16 protein-coding genes are annotated in these 14,369 nt (G+C 67.3%); 9 read left to right on the top strand and 7 right to left on the bottom strand.

Going from position 1 to position 14,369, the window contains the following annotated elements:
* Nucleotides 1-94: 94 nt before the first annotated feature.
* The 5 genes from sppA to HTUR_RS06655 all read left to right on the top strand — a co-directional run bounded on the left by sppA (nt 95) and on the right by HTUR_RS06655 (nt 4,678).
* Nucleotides 95-1,090, top strand: coding sequence for a signal peptide peptidase SppA (gene sppA / locus HTUR_RS06635; protein ID WP_012942544.1), 996 nt, complete (start codon nt 95-97; stop codon nt 1,088-1,090).
* 96 nt (nt 1,091-1,186) lie between these two features.
* On the top strand, nt 1,187-2,494 hold the full coding sequence (locus HTUR_RS06640; RefSeq protein ID WP_012942545.1) for a DUF373 family protein: 1,308 nt from the start codon (nt 1,187-1,189) through the stop codon (nt 2,492-2,494).
* Nucleotides 2,495-2,548: 54 nt separating this feature from the next.
* Entirely contained in the window at nt 2,549-3,274 is a 726-nt protein-coding gene (locus tag HTUR_RS06645; RefSeq protein WP_012942546.1) for a diphthine--ammonia ligase, read from the top strand.
* 117 nt (nt 3,275-3,391) lie between these two features.
* On the top strand, nt 3,392-3,535 hold the full coding sequence (locus tag HTUR_RS06650; RefSeq protein WP_187291491.1) for a hypothetical protein: 144 nt from the start codon (nt 3,392-3,394) through the stop codon (nt 3,533-3,535).
* Between the two features lie 219 nt (nt 3,536-3,754).
* The gene (locus tag HTUR_RS06655; RefSeq protein ID WP_148225325.1) at nt 3,755-4,678 is read left to right on the top strand and encodes a hypothetical protein; all 924 of its coding nucleotides are present in this window, start codon (nt 3,755-3,757) and stop codon (nt 4,676-4,678) included.
* Nucleotides 4,679-4,803: 125 nt separating this feature from the next.
* Here HTUR_RS06655 and HTUR_RS06660 read toward each other — a convergent pair whose 3' ends face one another.
* Together HTUR_RS06660 and HTUR_RS06665 are read right to left on the bottom strand one after the other, a co-directional pair.
* A complete protein-coding gene (locus HTUR_RS06660; protein ID WP_012942549.1) occupies nt 4,804-5,529 on the bottom strand; it encodes a hypothetical protein in 726 nt (241 codons plus the stop codon).
* A gap of 128 nt (nt 5,530-5,657) precedes the next feature.
* Nucleotides 5,658-6,632, bottom strand: a complete 975-nt coding sequence (locus tag HTUR_RS06665; protein WP_012942550.1) for a sugar phosphate nucleotidyltransferase — start codon at nt 6,630-6,632, stop codon at nt 5,658-5,660.
* Between the two features lie 143 nt (nt 6,633-6,775).
* On the opposite strand from HTUR_RS06665, the gene HTUR_RS06670 reads away from it, so the two are divergent.
* Both HTUR_RS06670 and HTUR_RS06675 read left to right on the top strand, forming a co-directional pair.
* The gene (locus HTUR_RS06670; protein ID WP_012942551.1) at nt 6,776-7,072 is read left to right on the top strand and encodes a transcriptional regulator; all 297 of its coding nucleotides are present in this window, start codon (nt 6,776-6,778) and stop codon (nt 7,070-7,072) included.
* Between the two features lie 204 nt (nt 7,073-7,276).
* Entirely contained in the window at nt 7,277-7,639 is a 363-nt protein-coding gene (locus HTUR_RS06675) for a DUF7344 domain-containing protein (RefSeq protein WP_012942552.1), read from the top strand.
* 39 nt (nt 7,640-7,678) lie between these two features.
* On the opposite strand, the gene HTUR_RS06680 is transcribed toward HTUR_RS06675, so the two are convergent.
* Nucleotides 7,679-8,134 (bottom strand): Rieske (2Fe-2S) protein, encoded by a 456-nt coding sequence (locus HTUR_RS06680; RefSeq protein WP_012942553.1) that lies wholly within the window; start codon nt 8,132-8,134, stop codon nt 7,679-7,681.
* Between the two features lie 91 nt (nt 8,135-8,225).
* Between HTUR_RS06680 and HTUR_RS06685 the strand changes: the two genes are divergently transcribed.
* On the top strand, nt 8,226-9,356 hold the full coding sequence (locus tag HTUR_RS06685; protein ID WP_012942554.1) for a saccharopine dehydrogenase family protein: 1,131 nt from the start codon (nt 8,226-8,228) through the stop codon (nt 9,354-9,356).
* 3 nt (nt 9,357-9,359) lie between these two features.
* Here HTUR_RS06685 and HTUR_RS06690 read toward each other — a convergent pair whose 3' ends face one another.
* On the bottom strand, nt 9,360-10,673 hold the full coding sequence (locus tag HTUR_RS06690) for an MATE family efflux transporter (RefSeq protein ID WP_012942555.1): 1,314 nt from the start codon (nt 10,671-10,673) through the stop codon (nt 9,360-9,362).
* Nucleotides 10,674-10,881: 208 nt separating this feature from the next.
* On the opposite strand from HTUR_RS06690, the gene HTUR_RS06695 reads away from it, so the two are divergent.
* A complete protein-coding gene (locus HTUR_RS06695; RefSeq protein WP_012942556.1) occupies nt 10,882-11,079 on the top strand; it encodes a hypothetical protein in 198 nt (65 codons plus the stop codon).
* 24 nt (nt 11,080-11,103) lie between these two features.
* Here the strand turns inward: HTUR_RS06695 and HTUR_RS06700 are convergent, their stop codons facing one another.
* The 3 genes from HTUR_RS06700 to pabB are packed head-to-tail and all read right to left on the bottom strand — an operon-like array spanning nt 11,104 to nt 14,324.
* A complete protein-coding gene (locus tag HTUR_RS06700) occupies nt 11,104-12,027 on the bottom strand; it encodes an aminotransferase class IV (RefSeq protein WP_012942557.1) in 924 nt (307 codons plus the stop codon).
* On the bottom strand, nt 12,020-12,718 hold the full coding sequence (locus HTUR_RS06705; protein ID WP_012942558.1) for an anthranilate synthase component II: 699 nt from the start codon (nt 12,716-12,718) through the stop codon (nt 12,020-12,022). Before HTUR_RS06705 ends, HTUR_RS06700 begins: the two co-directional genes overlap by 8 nt.
* A complete protein-coding gene (gene pabB / locus HTUR_RS06710; RefSeq protein ID WP_012942559.1) occupies nt 12,711-14,324 on the bottom strand; it encodes an aminodeoxychorismate synthase, component I in 1,614 nt (537 codons plus the stop codon). The genes HTUR_RS06705 and pabB overlap by 8 nt, the downstream gene beginning before the upstream one ends.
* Nucleotides 14,325-14,369: the final 45 nt, after the last annotated feature.

Here is a 14,369-nt window from a genome sequence, read left to right on the forward strand (position 1 = left end):
GCAACTCACGGGACCGTGAGGCGATAGGTCGCCGGAATCGCCAACGCTTACCGGGTACCGTACGGAGATGGTCGTATGAGACGAGGTGTCTGCTATGGTCGATAGCGAACGGATCGAGCGACTGCTGATCGTCGTCGCCGGCGTCGTCGCCTTCGCCGCGGCCGGGTTCGCCCTGTTCGTCGTCTATCCAGACTCGTTAGCAGAGCTACTCGGCGTGCTCGTCGCGCTCGCGGTCGCGGCGCTCGGCGTTCGCTTCTCGAGCAATATCGCCGCGTCGCTGTACCCCGACTACGACGTCGCCGAGGTCGCCGTCGAGGGCCCCATCACGCGCGACGGTGGCGGGGGATCGCTGCCCTCGAGTCCGCGGGGAACGCCGGCCGACGACATCGTCGACCAGATCGACCGGGCCGACGAGGACGACAGCGTCGACGCGCTCCTGGTGAAACTCAATACGCCCGGCGGCGAGGTCGTCCCCAGCGACGACATCCGGCTGGCGGCCGAACGGTTCGACGGGCCGACGATCGCCTACGCGACCGACGTCTGCGCCAGCGGCGGCTACTGGATCGCCAGCGGCTGCGACGAACTCTGGGCCCGCGAGGGCTCGATCGTCGGTTCGATCGGCGTCATCGGCTCCCGGGTCAACGCCAGCGATCTCGCCGAGAAGGTCGGTCTCTCCTACGAGCGCTTCGCCGCCGGCGACTACAAGGACGCCGGCACCCCGCTGAAGGAGATGGACGAGGACGAGCGCGCGTACCTGCAGGGGCTGATCGACGACTACTACGACACGTTCGTCGAGCGGGTCAGCGACGGCCGCGACCTCGATTCGGAGTTCGTCCGCGACACCGAGGCGCGGATCTACCTCGGCGAGCAGGCCCGCGAACTGGAGCTCGTCGATCGCCTCGGCACCCGCCGGGAGATCGAGGACGAACTGGCCGACCGCCTCGAGCGCGACGAGATCAGCGTCGAGGAGTTCGAGCCCGAGCGGCCGCTGATGGCCCGCGTCGGCGCCGGCGCACAGCGAGTAGCCTACGCCTTCGGAGCCGGCATCTCGGGGCTCGCCGGGGACCGGGAGTTCCGCCTGCGGACCTGATCGAACGCTCGCGGGCCGTTCTCGCCGATCGCTCGGCATCCCGATCGCGTCGAACGAGTAAGTGGTTTTATCGTCACACGGAATGCATCGCCTACCGTGACAACGCTGGTCGTCTGTCTCGACCGGACCGACGACGTCGGTCGCAAGACCGGGCTGCACTCTCCAGTCGTCGGCTGGGAGGCGGTTCGTGCGCTCGTGACCGACGTCGGACTGGCGGATCCGGAGGATTCGGGGGTCAACTCCCTGCTCGAGACGTTGCGCGTCGCCCAGAACCTCCGCGACGAGAACGAGGAGGTCGTCGTCGCGGTCGTCTCGGGCGACCGAGAGTCGATGGTCTCGGCGGACAGAGCCGTCGCGACGCAACTGGACGAACTCGTCGCCGAGTACGATCCCGACTCCGCGGTCGTCGTCATCGACAGCGCGGAGGACGAGCGACTGGTCCCTATCGTCGAGAGCCGCGTCCGGGTCGATTCGGTCGACCGCGTCGTCGTCCGACAGGCCCGGGACATCGAGTCGACCTACTACCTGCTCAAGCAGTTCCTCGCCGACGAGGAACTGCGCCAGACCGTTCTCGTCCCGATCGGGCTGACGCTGCTGGTCTTCCCGATGCTCGCGAGTTTCGTCGGGCCTGCGGAGGGCGCCGCCGCGATCACGACCGTCATCGGCGTCTTCCTGCTCTATAAGGGGTTCAATATCGACGAGCTGGTGACCGGTCTCATCCATCAGGTGCGCGAATCGCTGTACTCCGGACAGGTCTCGGTCGTCACCTACGTCGTCGCCGCGGGGCTGACCCTCGTCGGCCTCTTCGCCGGCGCCCTGGGTGTTTCGGCGCTCGAGGACACCCCCGGCGTCGTGGTGCCGACGATGCAGTTCGCTTTCGACAGCGTCCCCTGGCTCGCGATGGCCGCGCTGACGGCCAGCGCCGGCCGCCTGCTCGACGAGGCCATCGGAGACGGACCGATCCGCAGTTCGTATCTCAATCTCCCCTTTATCGTTATCGCCGTCGGGCTGGTCGTCCGGGGCTTCTCGGCGTATTTCCTCGAGCAACAGCGCGTGATCGACCCGTTCGTGGTGCCGGCCTACGAGTTCGGCGTTATTTCGAACGAGCAGTTCGTGGTGTCGGCCGGCGAACGGCTCGCGCTGTTCGTCGTGACCGGGATCGTGGTCAGTCTCGTCGGCGCCCACGTCGCGTCGTACTTCAGCACCAGTCGAGAGGAGGGAGAACTCGCCGACGGCGGCCCCGAGACGCCGGCGGCGGGCGAGAGGGCGTCGGAGCCGTCCACGGGCGCCGAGTCGACGTCCGAACTCACCGACGGCGGGCCGCCGACGTCCCGAACGGACGCGACTGACGACGCTGCCGACGCCGATTCGTCCTCGAGTACCGACGCCGATTCGAGCGAGTGAGCCGTCGGCAGTCGGACTCGTCACCCATATACTCCTCTGGAGCAACGGTCACCCATGAGCGACGCAGACGGGACGTGGGTGAGCCTCTTCTCGGGCGGCAAGGACTCCTCGTGGGCGCTGTACCGGGCCCTCGAGTCGGGACGCGACGTCTCTCACCTCGTGACGGTCCACCCGACGGGCGACTCGTATATGTACCACGTGCCCGCGACGGAGCTGGCGGTGCTGGCCGCCGAGAGCATCGGGGTTCCGCTGATCGACGTCGAACCCGACGACTTCGAGGCCGCTGCCGCCGCGGACTCCGGCGTACAGGGCGACGACGAACTCGAGCCCCTCGAGGCCGCCCTGGCCGCCCTCGACGCGGACCTCGAGGGCGGCATCGCCGGCGTCACCGCGGGCGCCGTCGAGAGCGAGTACCAGACGAGCCGCATTCAGGGGATGTGCGACCGACTGGGCTGTGAGCTGTTCGCCCCGCTCTGGCAGGAAGACCCCCGAGAGCTCGCCGACGCGATGCTCGAGGCCGGCTTCGAAATCAAGATCATCCAGGTCGCCGCCGGCGGTCTCGACGAGTCGTGGCTCGGCCGGACGCTCGACGAGGACGCGCTCGAGGAACTCGAGGCGCTCAACGAGGAGTACGGCGTCCACATCCTCGGGGAGGGCGGCGAGTTCGAGACGTTGGTCGTCGACGGGCCTCACATGGATCGGCGGATCGATCTCGAGTACGAGCGAGAGTGGGAGGGGACGCGCGGACGGTTGCGGATTACGGATGCAGAGCTAGTGTAAGTACTGCGAGAACGCGAACGGGCGTGTAGCGCCCGTGAGCGAGCGAAGCGAGTGAGCGGCTTTTTGGTCCAGATTTTTGCTCGAGCGGTCAGCCGAAGGCTGATCCGAGAGGAAAAGGTGGGCCTCGAGATCACGAAACTCGAGACGTTGCTGACGCTGGCCGACCGGATGGACCTGCCCGCCGAGGTCGTCGACCCGCTCGAGCAGACGAAAGCCGAGGCGGAAAACGGGCTCGAGAGCGTCCGGACGTTGACGGCCTGAGTCGCCGCACGGACTCACCTGCGGGACGTCAGACCGGTAGAGAGGGAGCGATCGATATACCTGATTCTCGAAAAGTCGGCATCGGTATCCGATCGCGTATCATTCTCCCGAACGGCCGAACCGTCGATCCAGCCGTGAGGGCGGCGATACGGGCGTTCGGTACTGACGGTAACTCATTGCCAGAACAATTTTATGGTTATACTGACTTTCACGAAGAGAATGCAATCGAGACGAGACGTACTTCGAACGGCGGCCGGGGGGACGAGCGTCGGGTTGCTGGCTGCGCTCGCCGGCTGTAGCGACGAGACCAGTGCGGACGGGGAGAACGGGAACGATGACGATGACGACGACGGTGAAAACGGCGGTGAGACCGTCGACGAGGCCGGCGCGCTCGAGTACACCGATTGGGCCTACGACCCCGACGAATTGTCTCGGGACTCGATCGTTGCCATGGAGATGGACATCAGCGCGCTCCTCGAGGCGAAGCCGTCGTACGCGGAGGAGTTCCGTTCGGACCTGACGGAGCGCTACCACGAGAGCCTCGAAGCCGAGGAGATCGACGCCGTCGTCAGCGCGGGTGACGCCGAGATTCTCGCCGGTTCGTTCGATCCCGGAGCGATCATCGACGAAATGTCGGTCTCCGAGGCGGAGGGCTACGAAGGGTTCGACCTCTACGATGACGAGGAGTCGTCCGTTACCGTCGCGACCGACGGAGACTATCTCATCAGATCGGAGCCGAGCCCCTACCAGTCGTTCGACGCCCACGAGGAGATCGAGCTCCTGATCGATACCAACGCCGGAGACGCGGCTCGACTCGCCGACGAGAGCGATTTCTTCGCGCAGCTCTCCGGGGGGAACGCCGACGGTGACATGGAGTTCGTCCACGTACAGACCGAGTCGGTCACCGAAAGCGCGTCCGACGACGCGGTCGTCGCGAGACGCGAGACGGCAACCATCGAGAGCGCAGAGACGACCATCGAGCAACGCGATCTGTACAAGAGCGAAGCCGGGATCGACCTCGACGAAATCGAATCGCGGTATCAGTCGGCGGACCTCGAGCTGGACGACATCTCCCAGGACGGTCGAACCGTGACGATCGTATTTCAGGTGTCGACCGACGAGTATCTGAGCACCGAGGGCTAACGCGCTCGGTCCGACCCAGTCTCAACTCGAGAGTGGGCGTTCTCGTCGTGAATCGATGCGATCCGTTCTGTTCGTCCGGTAGTACTCGTTCGCTCCGAGACGACCCGCCGGCACTCGAGCACCGTCTATTCGCAGTCACTTCCGCGGTCGGCCGGCGAGCCGTGGACCTCGAGGACGGCCGCGCGGTCGTCGGCGTCCGTATTCGTCCACCAGGCGAGCCGATCGATCTCGAGGGCGGAGTACGACGACTCGAGGGCCAGCCACTCGCCCGACGCGATCGTCCGGCGATCGCTCGCGGTGTCCAGCGGCGACGACTCGAGGTCGTCTGCGACGGCGTCGAGCAACCGGACGACGGCCGGATCCGCCCTGATCGTCTCGACGCCAGCGAGCTGGCGCAGGTACTGAAACGTCGAGGGGCCGACGCCGGCGATCTCGCCGATGGGATCCTCGTCGTAGCGGTAGTGGTCGGCCGTTTCCGCCCACGCGACCAGCGCGCCCAGATCCTCGCTCTCCGGACGGCCCGCGAGCACGGCGGCGGCCTCGAGCAGAACGTGTCGTTTGCGCTTGGCGCCGACGGCCGCGACGAGGGCGTCGTCCTCGAGGTCGACGGCGGCGAGATCGGCCAGCGACTCGATCCGGTCGGTCGCGACGAACGCCTCGCGGAACCGCTCGACGATCGGTTTGACACCGCCGAGAAAGCGCTGGCCGGTCGTCGACGCGGCCGCTTCGGCGAGCAATAGCCGCGGATCGTCGCCGGTCCAGCGGCGGCGCTCGCGGAAGGCGGCCGCGAGTTCCGCGCAGGGAACGCCCTCGGCGTACCAGTAGAGAACCGACTGGACCGCCCGTGACATGTGCGTTGTCGGCACACATCACACGGGTGACTGATAGCTGTATCGACTAGTTCAGTTCGAAAACCGATGTACGCTCGTCCGGCCCCACCGGACGACACCGCCGTGCGACGCAGGCGAGCGACTCTCTGTCACTCCGTGGGGCCGTTCGTAATCGTCGTGTGGGCGCCGATGAGCGCACCCGCGAGATCCAGTTCCTCGAGATGCGTTCCCTCGTCGATGATCGATCGGCGGATGTCGGCGTCCCGGACCGTCGCGTCGGGGAAGATCACGGCGTGGTCGAGATCGGTGTTCTCGAGGGTGACGTCGCCCATGACGTGGACGTTGTCGCCGATCGAGGCGTTCTCGAGGGTCGCCGAGTCGGCGACCAGCGAGTCGCCGTCGAGGTGCCAGCCGACGGCGTCGAGATAGCTCTCGGGGGTGCCGATGTCGAACCAGGCGCCGTCGAAGGTGTAGGCGTAGGTCGCCTCGTGGTTCTGGAGCCACTGGATGAACCAGCCCGGCTCGTCGGGGTTGTTCCCCTCCTCGAGGTACGTGGGAAACAGGGACAGCGAGTCCTGCGGGAACGCGTAACAGGCGATCGAGACCAGTGTGCTGTTGGGATCGTCCGGTTTCTCCTGGAAGTCGACGACCCGGTCGTCCTCGAGTTCGACCAGGCCGTAAGATGTGGCCTTTTCGCGGGAGCCGACGTCGTAGGCGGCAAGCGTCGGCGCGCCGTGGTCCTCGAAGTAGTCCACGAAGTCAGCGACGTCGAAGCTGATCAGATTGTCGCCGGCGATAACCAGCAGATCGTCGTCGACGTTCTCGCGGTCGATCAACTGCGCGAGCGCGCCGACGACGCCGAACTTGTCGTCCTCCTCGGTCGTGTCCTCGACCGATAGCCGCGGTTTCTCGAACTCGCTGTCGGCGAGGTGGGCCTCGAAGTCGGGTGCGAACCGCTCGTTGGTGCTGACGAAGACCTCGTCGATTCGGTCGTCAGCCTCGAGTTCGGCGAAGATGCGATCGATGACGGTGGAGTCGCCGATCGGGAGGAACATCTTGGGCCGGTGTTTCGTGATCGGCCACATACGAGTCGCGTACCCGCCGGCGAGGACGACGGCTTTCATGGCTCGTCATTCATCTGCCTATGATAAGTGGTTTACCCTTTCAGGGATCGCGTCGCCGTCGTCGGATTCCGGAGTCGGGCGCGACCGAGGTCGACGGTGTGACGACCGATAGGCTAACGGTCGGACGGGCGTTTGTCGGACGTATGCGCGAGGCCGACGAAACGACGCGACAGCGACTCGCCGACGCCCTCCGAGACGAGCCCGCGACGCCCAGCGAACTCGCGGTCCGACTCGATCTGACGCCGGAATCGGTGGTTCGCCACGCCGAACACGTCTCCCGATCGATCGACGGGAACGACGCGGACGAACAGCTACTCGTCGCGCCGCCGGCGTGTCGAGACTGCGGCTTCGACGACTTCGACGACCTGCTGAACCTCCCCTCACGGTGTCCCAGTTGCAAGAGCGAGTCCGTCACCGAACCGACCCTGACGATCGGGTGATCGGGACGGTCTCGAAACGGTGATAGTCGTCCCAGATGAGACAGCTGAGTCGGATTCGATACTAATATTTACTGCGCCCCCGAGAAATCGGTACATACCCTCGAGCGAACGGACGGTCGATCCGCTGTCCCATCGGCGCCTACCCCGCTCTCGTCTCTCCAGCGCAGGCGTCCGTCCGTTTCGAGAGGCCAATGGAGGTTACGAATGACTGCCACACCCCACTCCGAGTCCGACTGTGTCGACTTCGTGCTGGCGGTCCTCGACGAACTCGAGGGCTGCGACGCGTCAGCCGAAACGGTCGACGACGCGTTCGGACTGCTGGCCGCTCAGCGCCGCCGACTGCTGCTGTCGGTCATGCGAACCTACGGCGAGTCGCTGACGCTGCCCGACGCCGCCGAGGAGGTCGCCGTCCGGGAAACCGGCTGCCAGGTCCCGAACATCTCCGCCGAGCGCGTCCACGAAATCTATCTCTCGCTGTATCACGACCACCTGCCACGACTGGTCGACGCCGGCCTGCTCGAGTACGATCAGGAGCGCGACCTCGTCGTCCCGATCGCCCTCGAGTAGCGGCGGCGCACCCGAACTCCCGGAGAGACCCGAACTGGCCTAGATTTTGACGTTAGAACTCGAGGAGAGGTCGTCATCGTCGTCGACCGGTCCCGCACCGACGTACTCGTAGTCGTCATCGGTCAGGTAGACCGTACCGTCGTGGACCGTCACCTCGAGATCGGTGAGGTAGGCGCCCTCGCAGGGGCCGTACGTACACTCCCCGGAGCCGGCGTCGAAGTAGGCGCCGTGGTTGGCACAGACGAGTTCCCCGTTTCGCATCGAAGCGCCGGAGCCCTTGTCGATCTTGATGTGGGTGAGATGTTGGCAGTAGTTCAGCCAGCAGGCGAGTCGATCCTCGTCGGTCTCGCCGTCAATCCCGTCGCCGCCGGTCCCGTTCTCGGTGGCAACGAGAATCGCCTCCTGTTCGCCGTCGGAGCCGTCGGTCACGCGAAAGAGCACCGTCGACTCTGCCGGCACGTCCTCGAGCGCGGTGATCCGTTGGGACGCGTCCATCGCCCGCTCGGTTACGGGTCCGCCGTGGTGAACGTTTCGATCGCCCGAACGTCTGACGCAGATTTAACATCCCGAGCGCCAAACGACGGCTATGGACTCCCTTCTCATCTACGGCTCCTACGGCTACACCGGCCGACTGATCGCTCGCGAAGCCGTCTCTCGAGGAGGGTCCCCGGTCGTCGCCGGTCGCAACGGTCGCGCCGTCTCCCGACAAGCGGACGAACTCGGTGTCGAAGGGCGAACCTTCGACCTGAGCGACGCCGCGGACGTCGCCGCCCACCTCCGATCGTTCGACGCCGTGTTGAACTGCGCCGGGCCGTTCGTGAACACGGTCGACCCGCTCGTCGACGCCTGCCTCGAGACGGACACCGACTACCTCGACATCAGCGGCGAGTTCCAGGCGTTCGAACGGCTCCGCCGACGGGACGAAGCGGCCCGCGCGGCGGGGATCACGCTCCTGCCGGGCGTCGGCTTCGACGTCGTCCCCACCGACTGTCTGGCAGCGTTTCTCCACGCACAACTGCCGGACGCGACCGCCCTTTCGCTTGCGATCAAGGGCGGCGGCGGGCTCTCGCGGGGCACCGCCCGAACGCTCGTCGAACACATCGGCGACGACGGTGTGATCCGGCGAAACGGCCGGCTCATCAAGGTCCCGATGGCCTACCGGAGCCGCGAGATCGACTTCGGCGACGGCCCCGAACACGCCGTCACGATCCCGTGGGGCGACGTCGTCACCGCCGCCCACAGCACGGGCATCGACTCGATCGAAGTCTACGCGGCCGCGCCGTCGTGGGCGACCCGCGCGCTCTCGGCCGTCGACTCGCTGGGCTGGCTGCTCGAGCGCCGGCCGGTCGAAACGGTACTCAAGCGCCTCGTCGACGCTCGAGTCGACGGTCCCGACGACGCGGCCCGCTCGACCGGCGCCGCGACCGTCTGGGGCGAGGCCGTCGACGAGACGACCGGGCGTCGCGCCAGTGCCCGACTTCGGACCCCGAACCCCTACGCGCTGACGGCCGAGGCCGCGGTGAGCGCCGCCGAACGCGTCATCGGCTGGGGCGAGCGGGGCCGGAGCGGCCGCGGTCGCCTGCCGGCCGGCTTCCAGACGCCCTCCTCGGCGTTCGATTCCGAGTTCGTCCTCGAGTTGTCAGGAACCGACCGCGAACTCCTCGAGGCGCCGGCCGAGTCGGACGACCCCGAACGGGCGGCTCTCGAGTCCGACTGACGGTCAGTCCTCGCTCGGCGCGCTGCCGCGCTCGTCCATCATCGTCCGCGTCCGTTCGACCCAGCCGCCCCGATAGTAGCCGACGGCGACGTAGATCATCGCCCAGACGTAGAAGACGACGATCGAGGCGTACACCGCCGACATTCCGTAGTCGAGGTAGATCCCGCCGACGGCCGAGACGCCGAGCATGCCGACGGCCATCCCCGAGACGCGAGCGACAAAGGGCGTCCGCGTGTCGCTGCCGCTGGTGAGCGCGCCCGAGAGCACGACGTAGAGGATCGTCACCGGCGCCGCGAGGGCGTACGCGCGAGCGAAGCCGGCCGCGTAGCCGATCGTCGACGGATCGTCGGTGAAGAGGCCGACGATCCTCTCGGCGCCGACGAATATCACGCCGCCGAGCGAGCCGACGGTCAGGAGTCCGAGCAGGGCCGCGGCCCAGCCGTTGTACCGCGCCCCCGCGGGATCGCCGTCGCCGAGCGTCTGTCCGACGACGATGCTCGTCCCGGTCCGGTACCCCCGCGAGATCGGGCTGGTCAGTTGCTGATAGACTCGCCGCCCGATCTGGTAGGCTGCGTTGACGTCCGTCCCGAAGACCAGCAGGATCGAATTAAAGGGGAACTCGAGGACGGTCGTCACCAGCCCCTCCGCGATCCGCGGGGCGCTGATCGCGAGCAGTTGCTTCGTGACCGTCCACTGGCGAGGGCGGACGAAGCCGGCCGGCGTCCACGGACCGCGGATCGCGGCGACGAGCGCGAGCGCGGAGAAGACGTTGCCGAAGGCGGTCGCGATGCCGACGCCGAGGATGTGGAGCCGCGGCGCGGGCCCCAACCCCAACCCGAGAACGAGCGTCCCGACGATGTTGAGGCCGTTCGAGACGACGTTGAGGTACATCGGCGTCCGCGTGTCGCCGGCCCCCTGCATCGACCGCGCGGCGACCAGCGCGACGTGGCGGGCTGGGCTGGTCGCGAAGATGATCGCGAGGTAGAGCCCGCCCATGCGGGCCACCGCCGACTCGGCGCCGAGCACGCCGATCGCTCGCTCTCCGAAGAGAACGCCGAACAGCACGAACGGGAGCCCGGCGACCGCGCCGAGCAGTATCGCCTGCGTGATCGCCTCGTCCCGGTTGCCCGTCGCGCCGCTGCCCGTGTCCTGACTCAAGAGGGCGATAACGCCGCTTCCCAGGCCCAGCCCGATCCGTAGCGGCAACCGCGCATACAGGTCCGCCAGCCCGACGGCCGCGACCGCCGCGGGCGAGAACAGTCCGGTGACGACGACGTCCGTCGTTCGCATCATCGTCCGGAGGAACTGCTCGATCATCACCGGCCACGAGAGATCGAACACGCGCCGCCAGACGTCGAACAGTCGCCGTCGCCCTCCGGAGAGCACGATTCTGAATTCGGGGCGTCCGGTGCTTGAACTTGTTGCAATCGGCACTCGAGGGAACGTCCGCTCGCTCGAGACGGCGCGACGACGGTGCGGTTCGCGACACGCTTATCAGCTTGCTATCCGAAGTGATGACTGAAAAATGAGCGAGTGGATCGCCCGGAACATCGCGCTCTCGTTCGTGTTCTGGGCGATTGTCGCCTTCGTTCTCATCGGCGGCCTCGAGGTCCTCGTCTTCGATCGGTTCGAACCGCTCGAGTACGTCGGTTCCACGATCGGACTCGGGATCGGATTCACGGTCGGGATGCCGCCGGTTCCGCTGCGGACCGCGGATACGTGAGGCAGTCGCGATCGCCTCGCGGAGCTATCTCGACGAGTAACAGGCCTGCTCGACGCGTTCGTCGTACAGCCGCGAGAGTCGCTCCGTAACAGGTCCGCCGCCGATCTCCCGGTCGTCCAGCGTCGCGATCGGTCGCAGCTCCCAGGTCCGGTTCGTCAGAAACGCCTCGTCGGCCCCGCGGACGTCTGTAAGATCGTACCGCCCCTCTCGAGTCGGAATTCCCTCCTCGGCAGCCAGTTCGAGGACGATCTCGCGGGTGATTCCCGGTAGCACGTCTCCGTCGGTCGTCGGCGTGTGGAGGGTGCCGTCGCGGACGAAAAACAGGTTGCTCGTCGCGCCCTCCGCGACCGACCCCTCGAGGTCGCGCATGAGCGCCTCGTCGGCCGCCGTTCCGTCCTCGGTCTCGGTGCCGGCCCCACTCTCGCCCCGATGCAGTTCCGCGCGCGCGAGGATTCCGTTCAGGTAATTGTGTGTCTTCGCCCCAGCGGGGATCGCCTCGTCGGGCACTCGGCGCGTCTCGACGGTCCGCACGGTCGCGGGCTCGTCCCAGACCGAGGTCCCCTCGAGCCCCCCGCGTGGGAGCGGTTTCGCGTAAATCACGACCGTCGGATCGACCTCGGGTCGGGGCGTCAGCTTCCCCGGCTGGACGCCGCGCGTAATCGAGAGCCGAACGTAGGCGTCCGCGAGGTCGTTCGCGGCAAGGGTCTCGTCGATCCGTCCGCGGAGATCGGTCCTGGTCAAATTATGTGCGAGCGACAGGGCGTCGCAGGTGGACTTGAGGCGCTCGAGATGGCGCTCCCACGCGAAGACCGTCCCGCCGTAGGCTCGAATGGTCTCGAAGGCGGCGTCGCCGTACCGAAAGCCTCGGTCGTCGACGCTAACGGTCGCCCCGCTCGCGGGCGCGATCTCGCCGTCGACGTGGTAGTAGCGATCACCTTCGTCAGTCATCCTGCGTCTCCTCCGTCGCCGTCGCTTCCGCGGCGAATCGACAGAAGTTCGCTATCATGCGTTTCCCGACCCGCAGCGAGATGCCGTCGTCACCGGCCGCGTCGTCGTGGCCCCGCGTCAGAATGCTCTCGGGGTGGAACTGGACGCCGACGTGGGGTTTCTCGCGGTGACGGACAGCCATCAACACGCCGCGCTCGTCGGTCGTCCGCGCCGTCTCGAGTAGCGAATCGGGCAGGTCCGCGCGGTCGACCGCCAGCGAGTGATACCGCCCGACCTGGAACGTCTCCGGCAACGCCGCGAAGATGCCGTCCCCGTCGTGCTCGACCGTCGAGGGCTTGCCGTGGACGACGTGGGGCGCGTGCACCACCGGCGCGCCGTTGGCCGCACAGAGGGCCTGATGGCCGAGACAGACGCCCAGAATCGGGTAGTCGGTCTCGGCGAACAGCGGAACCGAGATTCCCGCTTCCTCGGGCGTACCCGGCCCCGGCGAGACGACGATGCCAGTGGGATCGATCGACTCGAGATCGGCGAGACCGATCTCGTCGTTGCGCCGGACCACGACCTCGTCCGCCACCTCGCCGACGTACTGGACGAGGTTGTACGCGAACGAATCGTAGTTGTCGACCACCAACACCCTGTCGCTGCGGTCGCTCGCTGTCGCTCGCTCCCGGGTGCTACCTCCGTCACTCACGCTGCTCACCTCTGCCTTCAGCCTCGAGCGCCATTCCGGCCCGCTCGCCCAGTGCCTCGTCGACGGCCGCGATCAGCGCGCGGGCCTTGTCGAGGGTCTCGTCGTACTCGCGGTAGGGATCGGAGTCGTGGACGATCCCGGCGCCGACGCGGAGGTGGTACTCCTCGGCGTGGCGGACGAGCGTCCGGATGACGATGTTCAGCGTCGCCCGCCCGTCGAAACCGAAGATTCCGACGCTGCCCGTGTAGGGGCCCCGACGGGTCGCCTCAAGTTCGTCGATGATTTCCATCGTCCGCGGCTTCGGCGCGCCGGTGATCGTACCGCCCGGGAAGACCGCCGCGATAGCGTCGGCCAGCGACTCGTCGTCGCGCAGTCGTCCGGTCACGTTCGAGACGAGGTGCATCACCTCCGAGTAGCGGTCGATCCGCCGGTACTCGTCGACCGTCACGGAGCCGTACTCGCAGACCTTCCCGAGGTCGTTACGTTCCAGATCGACCAACATTGCGTGTTCGGCGCGTTCCTTCTCGTCGGTCAGGAGGTCCTCCTCGAGTTCTCGGTCGTCTTCGGCCGTCTCGCCGCGCGGTCGCGTGCCCGCGATGGGTTCCGTCCGGACGAAGTCGCCATTTCGTTCCAGTAATAGCTCGGGACTCGCGCTCACCAGATCGGCCGCACGAAACTCGAGGAGCCCCGAGTACGGCGCGGGGTTGACCCGTCGGAGGGCGTCGTAGGCCGCGACGGGGTGGACCGCCGCGGGGGCGACCAGCCGCTGGGAGACGTTCGCCTGAAAGGTGTCGCCGTCACGGACGTACTCCTTGACTCGACGGACGCGCTCGGCGAACGCCTCGCGGCCGCAGTCGCTCTCGAACGTCGCTTCGGACGTCGCGACTGGCGGCTCGTCGACCGCGGGATCGCCCTCGAGGGCGGCCCGCGCGAGCTCGAGCGCCCGGTCGCGGCCGCGTTCGTAGGCCGCCTCGAGCGTCTCGTCGGAGCGGCCGTCGCCGACCGCGATTCGCGGACAGGCCGTCACCCGCAGCGTCACCTCACCGTCGTCGGTCGGCGCTTCCCAGGCCGCCAGCCGGTCGTAGACGCCGATCTCGAGGCGGGGAAGCCCCCGATCGTCGACGGCCGACTCGGGAAGGGACTCGAGTTCGCGGGCGACGTCGTAGGAGAGCCAGCCGATCGCCCCGCAGGGGTAGGGGACCGAACAGTCGCCGCGAACCAGCTGGTCCTGCTCGAGGAGCCCCTCGAGGGCCGCCAGCGTCGGAGAATCCTCGTCGTCAGTTCGCGCGACCGCGTCGGGCCCGACCGTCAGCCGGTCGACGGGGTCGACGCCGAAGTAGCCCCAGCCGGGCTGGCCGCCGGTCGTCTCGAGGAAGGCGCCGCCCGCGTCGGCATCGCGCGCCCGTCGATAGGCGAGAAACGGATCGTCGACGGCGACGCGGACTTCGATTGGAATTCGAACGTCGGGTTCTCGTGACGTCGCGACGTCGGTCGTCACGTTGTCAGCCGGCGCATTATCGGTCGGTGTGGCGTCGTCACCCTCGAGCAGCTCATGGGCGGCGGCTCGAAACGACGCGAGCGAGGTAACGACGCGCGGATCGCTCATACCCCTTGGAAGGGAGCGAGCGCCTAATCCTCTTGCGGTTTCGAG

The organism is Haloterrigena turkmenica DSM 5511 (assembly GCF_000025325.1).
Taxonomy (GTDB): domain Archaea; phylum Halobacteriota; class Halobacteria; order Halobacteriales; family Natrialbaceae; genus Haloterrigena; species Haloterrigena turkmenica.

Bases quoted from the DNA above. Each gene is read 5' to 3' on its own strand.
- sppA (WP_012942544.1), top strand. From the start codon at position 95: ATGGTCGATAGCGAACGGATCGAGCGACTGCTGATCGTCGTCGCCGGC.
- HTUR_RS06645 (WP_012942546.1), top strand. From the start codon at position 2,549: ATGAGCGACGCAGACGGGACGTGGGTGAGCCTCTTCTCGGGCGGCAAG.
- HTUR_RS06655 (WP_148225325.1), top strand. From the start codon at position 3,755: ATGCAATCGAGACGAGACGTACTTCGAACGGCGGCCGGGGGGACGAGC.
- HTUR_RS06660 (WP_012942549.1), bottom strand. From the start codon at position 5,529: ATGTCACGGGCGGTCCAGTCGGTTCTCTACTGGTACGCCGAGGGCGTT.
- HTUR_RS06665 (WP_012942550.1), bottom strand. From the start codon at position 6,632: ATGAAAGCCGTCGTCCTCGCCGGCGGGTACGCGACTCGTATGTGGCCG.
- HTUR_RS06670 (WP_012942551.1), top strand. From the start codon at position 6,776: ATGCGCGAGGCCGACGAAACGACGCGACAGCGACTCGCCGACGCCCTC.
- HTUR_RS06675 (WP_012942552.1), top strand. From the start codon at position 7,277: ATGACTGCCACACCCCACTCCGAGTCCGACTGTGTCGACTTCGTGCTG.
- HTUR_RS06680 (WP_012942553.1), bottom strand. From the start codon at position 8,134: ATGGACGCGTCCCAACGGATCACCGCGCTCGAGGACGTGCCGGCAGAG.
- HTUR_RS06685 (WP_012942554.1), top strand. From the start codon at position 8,226: ATGGACTCCCTTCTCATCTACGGCTCCTACGGCTACACCGGCCGACTG.
- HTUR_RS06690 (WP_012942555.1), bottom strand. From the start codon at position 10,673: ATGATCGAGCAGTTCCTCCGGACGATGATGCGAACGACGGACGTCGTC.
- HTUR_RS06695 (WP_012942556.1), top strand. From the start codon at position 10,882: ATGAGCGAGTGGATCGCCCGGAACATCGCGCTCTCGTTCGTGTTCTGG.
- HTUR_RS06700 (WP_012942557.1), bottom strand. From the start codon at position 12,027: ATGACTGACGAAGGTGATCGCTACTACCACGTCGACGGCGAGATCGCG.
- pabB (WP_012942559.1), bottom strand. From the start codon at position 14,324: ATGAGCGATCCGCGCGTCGTTACCTCGCTCGCGTCGTTTCGAGCCGCC.